This is a genomic window from Geodermatophilus sp. URMC 64, assembly GCF_053502555.1.
Map to the genome: position 1 here is coordinate 3,887,706 of NZ_CP199955.1, position 13,901 is coordinate 3,901,606.

Annotated in this window: 11 protein-coding genes; 4 read left to right on the forward strand and 7 right to left on the reverse strand. The window is 72.8% G+C overall.

Translation table 11 applies throughout. The annotated features are described in order from the left end of the window. Positions 1-26 precede the first annotated feature (26 nt). The 7 genes from ACWIYF_RS18935 to ACWIYF_RS18965 all read right to left on the reverse strand — a co-directional run bounded on the left by ACWIYF_RS18935 (position 27) and on the right by ACWIYF_RS18965 (position 9,077). Complete coding sequence (locus tag ACWIYF_RS18935; protein ID WP_448624380.1) at positions 27-1,763, reverse strand: AMP-binding protein; 1,737 nt, start codon at positions 1,761-1,763, stop codon at positions 27-29. 156 nt (positions 1,764-1,919) lie between these two features. Beyond that, positions 1,920-2,381 (reverse strand): PaaI family thioesterase, encoded by a 462-nt coding sequence (locus tag ACWIYF_RS18940; protein ID WP_448624381.1) that lies wholly within the window; start codon positions 2,379-2,381, stop codon positions 1,920-1,922. Further along, complete coding sequence (fahA, locus tag ACWIYF_RS18945) at positions 2,365-3,567, reverse strand: fumarylacetoacetase (RefSeq protein WP_448624382.1); 1,203 nt, start codon at positions 3,565-3,567, stop codon at positions 2,365-2,367. Before fahA ends, ACWIYF_RS18940 begins: the two co-directional genes overlap by 17 nt. Next, positions 3,564-4,781: a homogentisate 1,2-dioxygenase domain-containing protein gene (locus ACWIYF_RS18950; protein WP_448624383.1), complete on the reverse strand. Its 1,218-nt coding sequence runs from the start codon at positions 4,779-4,781 to the stop codon at positions 3,564-3,566. The genes fahA and ACWIYF_RS18950 overlap by 4 nt, the downstream gene beginning before the upstream one ends. Before the next feature lie 14 nt (positions 4,782-4,795). Next, positions 4,796-6,679: an FAD-dependent monooxygenase gene (locus tag ACWIYF_RS18955; protein WP_448624384.1), complete on the reverse strand. Its 1,884-nt coding sequence runs from the start codon at positions 6,677-6,679 to the stop codon at positions 4,796-4,798. 1 nt (position 6,680) lies between these two features. Further along, positions 6,681-8,027 carry an MFS transporter gene (locus tag ACWIYF_RS18960; protein ID WP_448624385.1) on the reverse strand — a complete coding sequence of 449 codons (1,347 nt, stop codon included), beginning with the start codon at positions 8,025-8,027 and terminating at the stop codon, positions 6,681-6,683. 99 nt (positions 8,028-8,126) lie between these two features. Further along, a complete protein-coding gene (locus ACWIYF_RS18965; RefSeq protein ID WP_448624386.1) occupies positions 8,127-9,077 on the reverse strand; it encodes a LysR substrate-binding domain-containing protein in 951 nt (316 codons plus the stop codon). A gap of 64 nt (positions 9,078-9,141) precedes the next feature. On the opposite strand from ACWIYF_RS18965, the gene ACWIYF_RS18970 reads away from it, so the two are divergent. From ACWIYF_RS18970 to ACWIYF_RS18985, 4 genes are all read left to right on the forward strand, one after another. Continuing rightward, on the forward strand, positions 9,142-10,068 hold the full coding sequence (locus tag ACWIYF_RS18970; protein WP_448624387.1) for a LysR family transcriptional regulator: 927 nt from the start codon (positions 9,142-9,144) through the stop codon (positions 10,066-10,068). Positions 10,069-10,291: 223 nt separating this feature from the next. Then, positions 10,292-11,482 carry an acyl-CoA dehydrogenase family protein gene (locus ACWIYF_RS18975; protein WP_448624388.1) on the forward strand — a complete coding sequence of 397 codons (1,191 nt, stop codon included), beginning with the start codon at positions 10,292-10,294 and terminating at the stop codon, positions 11,480-11,482. Further along, positions 11,479-12,738 carry a CaiB/BaiF CoA transferase family protein gene (locus ACWIYF_RS18980; protein ID WP_448624389.1) on the forward strand — a complete coding sequence of 420 codons (1,260 nt, stop codon included), beginning with the start codon at positions 11,479-11,481 and terminating at the stop codon, positions 12,736-12,738. Before ACWIYF_RS18975 ends, ACWIYF_RS18980 begins: the two co-directional genes overlap by 4 nt. Further along, positions 12,735-13,901 carry a mandelate racemase/muconate lactonizing enzyme family protein gene (locus tag ACWIYF_RS18985; protein ID WP_448624390.1) on the forward strand — a complete coding sequence of 389 codons (1,167 nt, stop codon included), beginning with the start codon at positions 12,735-12,737 and terminating at the stop codon, positions 13,899-13,901. Before ACWIYF_RS18980 ends, ACWIYF_RS18985 begins: the two co-directional genes overlap by 4 nt.

Genomic DNA, 13,901 nt, shown 5'->3' on the forward strand with positions numbered 1-13,901 from the left:
CGCGCCCGGCCGGATCGCAGGACCGCCTACGGATCAGGCTGGTGCTGCCGGAGCACGGCCAGCTCCCGAAGTGCGGCCGCTCGGATCTTCGTCCCGTTGGTCCCCGACGTCGTCGGCATGTGGTCGATGACATGCACACGCGTCGGAACCTTGAACGTCGCCAGGCTCGCCGCACACCACCGCTTCAACTCCTCCTCGCCCGGTTCGGACGAAGGCTCCGGGACGACGAAGGCGACTGCGACGGTTCCACCCCCTCCGGGGCCCGGCACACCCACGACCTTCGCGAGCCGGACAGCCGGATGGCTCACGAGCCGACCCTCGATCTCCGCGGGATCGACGAGGAAGCCTCGCAGCCGCAGGACGTCGCCCATCCGGCAGATGAACTGGAAGGCGCCGGGCCCGACGATCCGACCCAGGTCGCCGCTGCGGAACCAGCCGTCCGTGGTGAAGGCCGTCGCGGCGACGCCGGGGTCGCCCAGGTAGTCGTCCACGACGTTCGGGCCGCGGAACTGCAGCTCGCCGTCCTCCCCTCGGGGCAGCACCCGACCGGTGGCCGGATCGACCACCCGGACGTCGATCGCCGGCATGACGACGCGCCCGCCGCCGGTCCAGCGCAACGCGGAGGGGCATTCGGCCGGCCAGAACGCGGTGAGGGCGAACAGCTCCGACGAGCCGTACAGCCCGGTCACCGTCGCGCCCAGTTCCTCCTCGGCCCAGGCGCACAGTTCCTGGGAACGCCCTTCGAAGTCCGCGATGCCGATCCACCGGACGGCGAGCGTCGGCCGGTCCGCCCTCCAGGCGTCGGCCACCCGGCCGAGGAGGTCGTCGCCCGCCGCCACGTGCGTCACGCCGTGGTGAGCCATGTCGGCGAGCACCCCGCCGGCATCGAACGTCGGCTCCAGGAGCACCGCGGCGCCGGCGAGCAGGCCCGCCATCGCGGCGTTGAAGCCGAAGACCCCGGAGAGCGGTAGTGCCCCGAGCACGAGGTCTCCCGCTTCCATTCCCGTGCGTCGGCCCACGGCCAGGGCGTGCTCGACGAGCGCTGTCTCGCTGTGGGCGGCGAGCTTGGGGCGACCGGTGGAGCCGGACGTGGTGAACGCGGTGGCGAGCCCAGCGATCTCCGAAGGATCCAGCCGACCGTCCGGGGACGCCGATGGGAACCGGGCAGCGCCTCCTCCCATGTCGTATGCCGATACGTCGCCGAGGGGCTCGGATCCGGGGGCGGAGACGACGAGCGTGCTGGGGGCGTCGGCAGCGACGGCGTCGACGGCGGCCCGGTAGCGGCCGAGCAGGTCCAGACCGTGGAAGCCGTGCGCGATCACGACCACCCGGGGCCGGGACATCTCCAGGACGTGCGCCACCTCGTCGACGTTGTAGCGGGTGTTGATGCCGATCACGTGCGCCCCGACCGAGAGGGCAGCGAGCTGGACCGCCACCGACGAGGACCAGTTCGGCAGCCAGACGGCGACACAGTCGCCCGCTCCGACTCCCCGTGCGCGGAGACCCTCTGCGGCGCCTGCGGCGAGATCCCGCAGCTCCCGCCGGGTGACCGGCAGGGCAGGGGCGCGGCCGGCGTGAGCGTCCAGGAGCACGGTGGCGGCCGGATCGGCGTCGACCAGCTCGTCGAAGATGGCCAGCAGACGTCCAGCGGTCATGGTCCCGTCCTCTCGGCCCGACGAAGAGCCCCGCCTGTGCAGTGTGGCAACAAGGGCCTTCGACCGGGTGGCGTGGCCGGTCTTCGCCGCCCTCCTCGCCACCGGCATCTGGAACGTCCTCTCGATCGGGGACGGCGGGCGGGCGTACCGGACCACCCTGATCGTCAAGCTGGTCCCCGTCGCGGTCTCCGGAGTCACCCAGCGCCGTGAGTGCCCTGTTCATCGGGGTGCTCCTCGCCGGCTGACCAACTCTGCGCACACCGACTACGCGTCGCGATGGACCATCTGGCCACGCACCAGCGCGATGACCGTGCCGAGGCCATCGGTGACCCGGACGTCGTGCACCTCGCGTCTGCCCTGCCGGTGCACGCACCGGCTCTCGGCGATCAGCAGGGTCCCCAGGGCGGCCGGCCGCGAGAAGACGACGTCGGCTGCCGTGGTGACGCCGGCAGCACCCCCCGGCCGGATGGATGCGTAGGCCATGGCGGTGTCGGCCAGGAAGAACAGCAGACCGCCGTGGGCGAGTCCGTGCCCGTTCGTGTGGTCGCGCTGGACCACCATCTCGACCACGGCGTGCCCGTCGCCGACGACCGTGACCTCGGCGCCGATCGCGCGAACCGCGTGGTCCTCGTCCATCATCGCCGCGGCGCTCCGCCGCACCTCCTCGGCGGGGCCGGTCGTGGTGCCGGCGGACGTCCCGGAGTGGCGGTCACTGCCGGTCAGCACCCGGGCCGCCTCCGATCGCGGGCAGGATCCGGCCCCGGGCCTCGCCGAAGCCGAGCCGGGTGCCGTTCGGCCCCGGAGCCGTCCCGGTGAGGACGATCTCGTCGCCGTCCTCGAGAAAGGTGCGCCGCTCCCCGCCGACGTCCACCGGCTCCGCACCGCCCCAGGTGAGTTCGATGAACGCGCCGCGGCTCTCCTTGGCCGGCCCGGAGATCGTGCCGGAGGCGAAGACGTCGCCGGTGCGCGACGGGGCGCCGTTGACGGTGAGGTGGGCCAGCATCTGCGCCGGCGACCAGTACATCTCCCGGTAGGGCGGGCGGCTGACCTCCTGGCCGTTCCACTCCACCGCCAGCTCGACGTCCAGCCCCCAGGGGCGCGGCATCGCCAGGTAGGGCAGCGGCGTCGGCTCCTGGGCGGGCGTGGGCACCTTGGCCGGCTGCAGCGCCAGCAACGGCACCACCCACGGCGAGATGGTCGAGGCGAACGACTTGCCGAGGTTGGGGCCGAGCGGGACGTACTCCCAGGCCTGGATGTCACGGGCCGACCAGTCGTTGAACAGCACCACTCCGAAGATGTGCCGCTCGGCCTCCTCGACGGGGACGGTCTCACCCATCGCCGTCCCGGTCCCGACGACGAAGCCCAGCTCCGCCTCGATGTCGAGCCGGACCGACGGGCCGAACACGGGCGCGGGGTCGTCCTTGCCCTTGCGCTGGCCGCACGGCCGGACGATGTCGGTGCCCGAGACGACGATCGAGCTCGCCCGCCCGTGGTAGCCGACCGGCAGGTGCTTCCAGTTCGGCATCAGCGGGTCGGGGTTGTCCGGCCGGAACAGCCGGCCGAGGTTGGCCGCGTGGTGCTCGGAGGCGTAGAAGTCGACGTAGTCGGCGACCTCCACCGGCAGGTGGAGCGTGACGTCGCCGACCGCGTGCACGGCCTCGTCGGGGATCTCCCCCGCCACCCGCTCGGCGATCTCCCGGCGGACGGCGACCCACCGGTCGTACCCCTGCGCCATGAAGGCGTTGAGCGACGGCTGCGCGAACACCTCGTCGCCGAGCAGGACGGCGAGGTCGATCACGGTGTCACCGAGCCGGGTGGCCACGCGGGGCCGGGATCCCTCCACGGAGAACACGCCGTAGGGCAGGTTGTCCGGTCCGAACAGGGAGTCGGCGGGCACGGTCACGACGGTCACCGCTGCGCCTCCGCCCGCGCCGGCCGGCGTCCGCCGGACCACGACCAGGCGTAGCGCCCGTCGTCCGTCGCGCGCGCCGCCTCCCCGAGGTCGAGCGGCCGGAAGGTGTCGACCATGACGGCGAGCTCGTCGAAGAACTCCGCGCCGAGCGAGCGCTCCACCGCGCCCGGCTGCGGCCCGTGCGGGTGGCCACCGGGGTGCAGGCTGATCGAGCCCTGCCCGATGCCCGAGCCCTTGCGGGCCTCGTAGTCGCCGCCGCAGTAGAACATCACCTCGTCGGAGTCGACGTTGGAGTGGTAGTAGGGCACCGGCACGGCGAGCGGGTGGTAGTCGACCTTGCGGGGCACGAAGTTGCAGATGACGAAGTTCTGCCCCTCGAACACCTGGTGCGCCGGCGGCGGCTGGTGGATGCGCCCGGTGATCGGCTCGTAGTCGGCGATGTTGAAGACGTACGGGTACAGGCAGCCGTCCCAGCCGACGACGTCGAACGGGTGCCGGGGGTAGGTGTGCACCGTTCCGGCGATGCCGCCGGGCCCCGGGCCGCGGTGCTTGATGTGGACGTCGACGTCCTCGCCCTCGACCACCCGCGGCTGCCCTGGTCCGCGCAGGTCCCGCTCGCAGTACGGCGCGTGCTCGAGGAACTGGCCGTACTTCGACAGGTAGCGCTTCGGCGGCGCGATGTGCGAATTGGCCTCGATCGCGTAGAGGCGCACCGGCCCGCCGTCGGGCACGACGTCGTAGGTGGTGGCGCGCGGGAGGACGACGTAGTCGCCCTCGCCCACCGTCAGGTCACCGAAGACGGTCCGGACCTCCGCCCGGCCGGACTCGACGTAGAGGCACTCGTCCCCGATGGCGTTGCGGTACAGCGGGCTCGGTGCGTCGGCGACCACGTAGGACAGCCGCACGTCGCCGTTGCCCAGGAGCAGCCGGCGGCCGGTGACCGCGTCGGCCCCCGCGGCGTCGCCGTCGAACAGCGCGTGGGTGGAGAAGTGCCGCGGGGTCAGCGGGTGGTTGGGCGTCAGCGTCTGGTCGGGCAGCTCCCAGACGCGCACGTCGACCACCGCCGACGGGATGTTGACGTGGTAGAGCAGCGAGGAGTCGGAGGAGAAGCCCTCCTCCCCCATGAGCTCCTCGAAGTAGAGGCCGCCCTGCGGCGTGCGGTGCTGCGTGTGCCGCTTGGGTGGCACGCACCCGGCAGATCGGTAGTGGGGCATCGCCAGCTCTCCTCTCAGCGGACGGCGGCCGCGGTCGCGACCGCCGCCCGGAAGTCGTCGGTGTCGACCCGGTCGCCCAGCAGCAGGGCCAGCCGGGTCAGGAATCCCTCGCGGTCGTCGGCGGGCACCGCGTCGAGGCCCTCGGACAGCCCGAGCCAGGCCGCCTCACGCCGGGCCAGCCCGGCCGGCGGCGCCTCGGCCGCCCCGCCGGCCTCCCGGGCATCCCCGGCGGCGCCTCCGGCGCGCAGATGCGCCGGCAGGCCGGCGAGATCGGTGGCCTGCCCCCGGGCGAGCAGCAGCCCGTCGGGCCGGACGACGAACAGCTCGCCGGGCCGGGCACCCCACACGGCCGCCAGGTCGACCGACTCGGCATCGACGGCGCACACGCCCGGCTGCCGGTCGGCCGCGCCGCCCACCAGCGCGACCGTCACCTGCTCCGCCGGCAGCGCGGCGGCCAGGTCCTCGCGCAGCCGCTCGGCGGCCGCGACCGCGGCGGCGTCCGGAGCGAACCCGACGACCGCGAAGCCGGGACCCCGGATCTCGTTGAGCGAGGTCTCCTTGCCGCCGACGAGCCGGATCCGGCGGTCCTCCACCGGGTCGCCGGGCAGCAGCCCCGCGGCGCCCGGGGCCGCCACCGTCAGCGCCGAGAGGCGGGCGTGCGTGGCGCTGCTCTGCCGCGGGTTGATCAGCGCCCCGAACTCCGGGCGCACGGTGGCCAGCGCCAGCAGGGCGTCGCGGGTGGTCCGGTACCCGTGGCTGCCCGGCGTCATGATCAGCGTGGACTTGCCGGCGTTGGCGACGTTCTGCTCCCAGGCGTGGTGCCGCTCCGCGGAGTAGGTGTCCAGGATCGCGCGGTCGGCCGCCCCGCCGATCACGGCCGCCAGCATCCACGCCAGGGTCTCGGCGTCCTCCATGCCCGAGTTCAGGCCACGGACCCCGAAGATCGGGACCAGGTGCGCGGCGTCGCCGGCGAAGAGCACCCGGTCGTGGACGAACCGGTCCAGCGCCAGGGCGTGCGCCTTGTAGAACCCGTGCCACTCCAGCGTCCACGGCCGGTCGTTGCGCAGCCACTGCAGGTGGCTGGCGATCCGGTCCCGGATCCGGTGCTCCTGCGTCTCGACGTCGGCGTCCTCGGCCGGGTCGAGTTGGTAGTCGATCCGCCAGATGTCGTTGGGCTGGCGGTGCATGATCACCGTGGAACCGGGGTTGCTGGGCGGGTCGAACCAGACCATCCGCTCGGCCGGCAGGTCGGACTGCCAGTGGATGTCGGCGATGACGTAGCGGCCCTCGTAGCTCGTCCCCTGCAGCCGGACGCCGGTGAGCTCGCGCATCCGGCTGCGACCGCCGTCGGCGGCGACCACCCAGGACGCCCGCAGGCGCCGGGTGCCGTCGGCGGTGTCGACGGTGAGCTCGACCTCGTCCCCGGCGGTGCTGCAGCCCGCGACGCGGGCGCCCCAGTGCAGGGTGACCAGCGGGTGCGCGGCCAGCGCGTCGACCATGAGCTGCTCGAACTCGGACTGCGAGACGTTGACCATGGGGCCGCGGACGGTGTGCGGCTCGTTCGGCATGAGGAACCGCAGCACCTCGACGTCGCGGTAGAAGCTGCGGCCGCCGACCCACGGCAGGGCCAGCCGGGAGAGCTCCTCGCCGAAGCCCAGCCGGTCGGCGACCTCGAGGCTGTGCCGGGAGATGCAGATCGCCCGGCTGCCGAAGGACACCTGCGTGGCGGCCTCCAGCACGGTGACCGCGATGCCGCGCTGGGCGAGGCCGAGCGCGACCGCCATGCCGACCGGGCCGGCGCCGACCACGGCGACGGGCAGCGCGGGATCGGTGGCGGTCGTCGACGCGAACCGCGCGGGCGGGTGGGTGCGGGGAACGTGGTACGGGGAAGTGGTCATGTCAGCGCACCGCCTCGGCGAGCAGGGACGGGGAAACGGCGGAGGTCCTGCGGGGGGCCGGCTCCTCCGCCTCGTGCGGCCGGCGGAGCAGGACGAGCGTGCTGGCGAGGCTGATCAGGCTCACGGTGACGAAGTAGGCCGAGATGGCCACCGTCGTGCCGAACTGCGCGTACAGCCACGTCGCGAGGAAGGGAGCGATCCCGCCACCGAGGATCGCGCCGACCTGGTAGCCCAGGGACGCGCCGCTGTAGCGGACGTGGGCGGGGAACAGCTCGGCGAACAGGGCCGACTGCGGGCCGACCGTGCAGCCGAGGACGAAGGCCAGCGCCAGCATCGCGGCGAGCATCACCGGCAGGGCCCCGGTGTCGAGCAGCGTGAAGAAGACCGCGGAGACGACGAGCAACGCGACGCTGGAGGCGACGTAGACCCGGCGGCGGCCGACGACGTCGGACAGGTAGGCCGACAGGCCCATGCCCAGCATCCACACCGGGCAGGCGGCGATGAGCAGCGCCAGCATGGTGCCGCGGCCGAAGCCGAGCTCGGTGGAGCCGTAGCTCAGCACGTAGACCATGAAGACGTAGGCGATGCCGTTGGTGGCGATGAACGTTCCGCCGGCCAGCAGGACGGTCCGCCAGCTGCTGGTCAGCACCTCGAGGAGCGGCACGGACCGGACCCGGTCCTCCTGCGCCACCTTCTGGAACGCGGGGGTCTCCACGACCCCGAGGCGGATCCACAGCGCGACGGCGATGAGGACGACGCTGAGCAGGAACGGCACGCGCCACCCCCAGCTCAGGAACTGCTGCTCGGACATCGTCTGGGTGCACAGGAGAAAGACGACGTTGGCGAGGACGACCCCGGCGGGGACGCCCATCTGCGGGGCCGCGCCGTAGAGGCCGGCCTTGCCCCTGGGCGCGTGCTCGGTGGCCATGAGAACGGCACCGCCCCACTCGCCGCCGACGCCGATGCCCTGGATGAAGCGGAGGGCGACCAGGAGGATCGGCGCCCACCCGCCGATGGCGTCGTAGGTGGGCAGCAGACCGATGCCGACGGTCGCCGTCCCCATGAGCAGCATGGAGACGACCAGCATCGACTTGCGTCCGGTCCGGTCGCCGAAGTGGCCCATGACCGCGCCGCCCACGGGCCGGGCGACGAAGCCGACGGCCAGCGTGGCGAACGCGGCGAGCGTGCCGGCGAGGTGGGAGTCGCTGGGGAAGAACTGCGGACCGAGGACGAGCGCGGCCGCCGTCCCGTAGATGAAGAAGTCGTACCACTCGATCGCCGTGCCGATGAAGCTGCCGGCGACGGCTCGCCGAACGCTCCGCCGGGCCGGGGAGACCGCTGTCGCCATCGAATCGACCTTCCGCTCTGGGATGCGACTGCTCCGCCGCGCACCCCAGAGTGGGCACCGTCACCTCAGCGGAAAAGCGGCGGTTTTGACGGTGATACCTCAGGGTTTCCGCGGTAGCCCGAGCCGGCCCTCCTGCGCCATGCGCACCGCATGGGTGATGAAGGTCCGGGACGCCCTGCTCAGCAGGGACTCCGGGGACCAGACCACGGCGACCGCGACATCGGGCAGCACGGGCGCCGCGATGTCCTTGACCACCACCGGCCGGCCCTCGTAGGTGACGTCGGCGCCGGGGCGCTGGAGCAGCAGCGTCCAGCCCAGCCCGCGGCCGACGAAGGAGCGGGCGGTTTCGTAGGTGCGGGCCCGGTAGACGACCCGCGGGCTGAACCCGGCCGCCGCACAGCAGGCGAAGGCGTGGCCGGAGCTCGGCGGGGCATCGAGCAGCACCATGGGGTCCTCGCGCAGATCCCCGAGCGCGACGGGGCCCTCGGTTCCGGCGAGCCGGTGGTCGGCGGCCAGGACGATGCGCGGCGACAGGCGCGCGAGGGCGGCCACCTGCCAGCCCGGGTCGAGGTCCAGGTCGTAGACGATCGCGAGGTCGAGCTCCCCGCTGTCGAGCCCCTTGCTCAGCTGGTCCTGCGTGTTCTCGTGCACCTCGAGGCGTGCGTCAGGGTGCGCCCGCGTGAAATCGCTGATCAGCGCGGGGAGCGCGGTCGGCGCGAGGGACGGGTAGCAGCCGAGCCGGACCAGGCCCGTGACACCGCGCTCCTCGCCCCGGGCGTCGGCCTCCAGCTCGGAGGCCTGGTGCAGGAGGACGCGGGCGCGTGGCAGCACCGCCTCACCGGTCGGCGTCAGGCTGACACCCTTCGCCTTGCGCCGTCGCAGCAGCTGCGACTGCAGCGCCCGCTCCAGCTCGCTGACCGCCGCCGAGAGTGCCGACGGGGAGACGTGCAACCGCTCGGCGGCAGCGCTGATCGTCCCGGCCTCCGCCACGGCGACGAAGGCGGCCAGCTGGTTCATCGTGAACGCGGGCGCGCCCTCGGCCTTGGCCACGCGTTCGACGCTACTGGTCCGGTGACCCGGTCCCGGGCCGCGGACGGCGATCTAGCCTCGCCCCATGAGGCCTCTGGACCGCGTGCCGGCGTTCACGATGCGTCAGCTCGTGGCCTTCGTCGCGGTGGCCGAGGCCGGCACCATCAGCGGCGCCGCGGAACGGCTGCTCGTGTCGCAGTCGGCCGTGTCCATGGCGATCACCGAGCTCGAACGGGCCCTGCAGGCGCAGCTGTGCGTCCGCCGGCGGGCGCACGGGGTCCAGCTGACCCCGACCGGTCAGATGATGCTGGGGCGGGCGCGGGTCCTCCTCCAGCAGGCCGACGAGATGGAACGGGAGACGACGGGAGCCGGCGGCGAGCTCAGCGGACCACTGTCGGTGGGCTGCTACCCCACCATCGGTCCCACCGTCCTGCCGCCGCTGCTGCGCGAGTTCACCGGCAAGCACCCCGCCGTCCACGTGCACTTCCTGGAGGCGATGAACGACCGGCTCGCCGCCGGGCTCGGGTCCGGGGAGCTGGACGCGGTGATCCTCTACGACCTGTGGATCCCGGAGAGCTGGCGGACGACGACGCTGCTGACCCGGCACCCCGCGCTCGTCGTGCACGCGGAGCACCCGATGGCCGCCGACCGCGGACCGGTGGACCTCTCGGCCGTGGCCGAGGAGCCGATGGTCCTGCTGGAGAGCCAGCCCAGCGCCGAGCACGCCATGCACGTGTGCGCCCGGGCCGGCTTCACGCCGCGGATCGGGTACCGCTCGGCCAATCCCGAGACCGTCCGCGCCCTGGTCGGCCACGGCCTCGGCTGGACGATCATGCTCGCCCCCACCCGGCTGAGCCGGACATACGGTGGCCTGGAGACGGTGTCCCGGCCGATCGGGACGCCCGAGCTCGACCCCGTCCGGCTGGTGATCGCGTGGCGGGCCGACGTCCGCCCGAGCCGCGTGGTGCGGGCGTTCATCGAGCACGCCGGCCGCTCTGTCCGGTCGATCTGAGCGAGCTCGCGTTCTTCAGCTGAGTCGAGGAAGCACCGCGGCTTCTTGTCCTTTTTCGATGCTGTGACCGCAGCCATACTCGGTTGCACCGCCTCGGACCGGGGTCTTCGCAGGACCCGGTGAGGCGCCCCGGTGACCGGACACCGGGCTCTCCCACTCCACACCACACCGTGTCGTCGGTCGCGCCTGCCTGCGCGCGCCCGGCCGGCCACAGGAGACCGCCATGCCAGAACCCGCCCAGCTCCCCCCGCCGCCCGTCCTGTTCGCCCCCGAGTACGAGGAGTTCGCGGCCTGGGTCCGCGACTTCGCCGCCCCGTTCAGCGACGGCTACCTCGAGCGGGCGCACGGCGAGGACTTCCCGTGGGACCTCGCCGGGAAGATGGCCGCGCAGGGCCTGCTCGGCCTCGGCGTCTCCGAGGAACTGGGCGGTCAGGGCCGCATCGGCGAGGTGCTGACGAAGGTGCACCTCGGCATCGCGCACGAGGAGCTGGCCTACGCCGACTTCTACCTCAGCCAGCTCGCCTACACGACCAACCTGACCGGCCCGCTGCTCGAGCGCTTCCTGGCGCCCGACGTCGCGGAGCCGTGGGTCCGCGGCATCGTGGAGGGCCGGCACGTCGTCGCCCTCGGTCTCACCGAGCCGGGCAGCGGCTCCGACGCCGCCGCGATGCGGATGAAGGCGACGCGGGTGGACGGCGGCTGGCGGCTCAGCGGGGAGAAGACGTCGATCACCTTCGCCCCGCACGCCAAGGCGATGATCACGTTCGCCCGCGCCGTCGACGAGAGCACGGGCGCCGGCGGGGTGACCGCGTTCCTCGTGCCGCTGGACGCCCCGGGCGTGAGCATGCAGAGGTTCGTCGACCCGGGGTGGAAGCCGCTCGGGCGTGCCGGGGTCTTCCTCGACGACGTGCTCGTCCCCGACGAGCTCGTCATCGGCGGGGTCGGCGACGGCTTCCGCCTGGTGATGGCCGAGTTCGACTACACCCGCTCCGTCATGGGCCTGATGACGACGGGCGTCGCCCGCAAGGCCCTCGACATGACCATCGCCTACGTCACCCAGCGCCAGGCGTTCGGCCGGCCGGTCAGCACCTACCAGGGCGTCAGCTTCCCCATCGCCGAGGACGCGACCCGGCTGGAGGCGGCCCGGTGGCTGACCTACCGGGCGCTGTCGCTGGCCGACGCCGGCCGGCCGTTCGGCAAGGAAGCGGCGATGACCAAGTGGATGGCCACCGACGTCTCCCTGCAGGCCATCCGCAACTGCATCATCGCCCACGGGCACGTCGGCTTCTCCGAGGAGCTGCCGCTGCAGGCGATGCTCCGCGACATCTCCGGCATGGAGATCGGAGAAGGCACGCCGCAGATCCAGAAGGTCGTCGTCGCCCGCGCGCTGCTGGGCCGGGAGGCCACGACATGAGCGGCGGGCATGCGGCCGGCCGCCGCGCACTGGACGGCGTCCGCGTCCTCGATCTGACCCAGGCCCTGGCCGGGCCGTTCTGCACGGCCCTGCTCGCCGACCAGGGCGCGGACGTCGTCAAGGTCGAGCCGCCGCGCGGCGACTTCCTCCGCGGCGCCGGCCCGTTCGCCGACGACGACCCGGTCCGTGCGTACGGCGGGGTGTTCCAGTCGGCCAACCGCGGCAAGCGCAGCGTCGTCCTCGACCTCAAGCAACCCGCGGCCCGGGAGGTCCTGCTGCGGCTGGCCGACTCCGCGGACGTGCTCGTCGAGAACTTCAGCGAGGGCGTGATGGAGCGGCTCGGACTCGGCTACGACGTCCTGGCCGCCCGGAACCCGCGCCTGGTGTACACGTCGATCCGCGGCTTCGGGGACGCCGCCGGCGGCAAGAGCCCCTACAGCTCCTGGCCGGCGTTCGACATCGTCGCGCAGGCGATGGGCGGCCTGATGAGCATCACCGGACCTGACGCCGCCACGCCCGTCCGTGCCGGTTCCGGCCTCGGCGACACGGTGCCCGGCCTGTTCGCCGCCTTCGGCACGCTCGCGGCCCTGCGCGAGGCCGAGCGGTCCGGGCGCGGGCAGTACGTCGACGTCGCGATGGTCGACAGCGTGCTGGCCGTCTCCGAGGTCGTGGTCAACGCCTTCGCGCACACCGGGCAGGTGCCGGCGCCGATCGGCAACCAGCTGCCGGGCTTCGCCCCCTTCGACACCGTGCGCGCCAAGGACGGCGTGGTGGCGCTGGGCGCACCGCACCGGCCGCAGTGGGTGGCGCTGTGCGCCGCCATGGACCGCCCCGACCTGGTCGACGACCCCCGCTTCGCCACCGACCGCGACCGCTGGCGGCACCGGGAGGCGGTCTACGAGGAGGTCAACGCCTGGACCTCGGGGCACACGGTCGCCGAGCTGATCGAGCTGCTGGGCGGGAAGGTGCCGCTCGGGCCGATCCTGGACGCGGCCGACATCTTCGCCGATCCGCACTTCGCCGCGCGGGACATGCTGCCGACCGTCGAGCAGCCCGGCACCGGCCGGCAGGTCGCCGTCCCCGGGGTGCCCGCCAAGCTCTCCCGCACCCCCGGCGCGGTCGTGCGCCGCGCACCGCTCCTCGGTGAGCACACCGAGGAGATCCTCCGCGAGGCCGGCCTGGACGAGGCCGCCCTCGACGACCTCTGCGCCGCCGGAGCCACGGGGCGCACCACTTCCCAGGAGCTCACCCGATGAAGATCGTCAAGGTCGAGGCGCTGCCCGTCTCCACCCCGCTCACGCGCCCGTTCGTCATGCCGGGCACCCGCATCACGCACATCCACAGCGTCGTCCTGAAGATCACCACCGACGACGGGACCGTCGGCATCGGCGACGCCGGCGACACCTCGACCTGGTACCGGGGCGAGACGCAGGACTCGATCATCTCGATGATCTGCGAGCACATCGCGCCGCGGTTCCTCATCGGGCAGGACCCGCTCAACATCGAGCTGATCGTCGGCCAGATGGACACCTTCGTCCGCGACAACAACCAGGCCAAGGCGCTCGTCGACTTCGCGCTGCACGACCTCAAGGGGAAGGCCTTCGACGTTCCGGTCTACCAGCTGCTCGGCGGCAAGTGCGCCGAGGCCTCCGTGCAGGGCTGGGTCGTCTCCGCCGGTCCTCCCGAGCAGGTGGTGCAGGAGGCGGTGACCGCTCGCGGGAAGGGCTTCGCCCTGATCAAGCTGAAGTCGGACGGGAACGTCGAGAACGACGTGACCAACGTCCGCGAGGTGCGCCGCGCGCTCGGCGACGACGCGCGGATCGTCGTCGACGCCAACGGCTTCTGGAACTACGACCAGGCCGTCAAGGCCATGCGCCGGCTCGACGCCTTCGGCATGGAGTGCATCGAGCAGCCGCTGCCGCACTGGGACATCGAGGGCCTGGCCCGGCTGCGGACCCGCATCGAGACGCCGATCTTCGCCGACGAGTCGGCCCAGGAGCTGCACCACATCCGGGAGATCATCGAGCGCCGGGCGGCCGACGGCCTGTTCATCAAGATGCAGAAGGTCGGCGGGCTGGTGAAGGCGCAGCGCTGGCTCACCCTGGCGCGGCTGGCCGACCTGCCGGTGATGAGCGGCTGCATGATCGGCTCGGGTCTCGAGGCCAGCCCCTCGGCGCACCTGATGATCGCCAACCAGTGGGCCTCGCAGTTCACCCACGAGAACCTCGGCCCGCTGATCATCCACGGCCGGTGGGAGAACGAGGCCGAACCGATCACCCAGGACATCGCACTCAACGTGCCGGTCTTCCGGGACGGCAAGCTGTACCCGAACGAGGGCCCGGGCTTCGGCATCACGCTGAACGAGGAGTTCGTCGCCGGTCACCTCACCGCCGGCAAGCAGATCCGCGTGGTGCAGTGA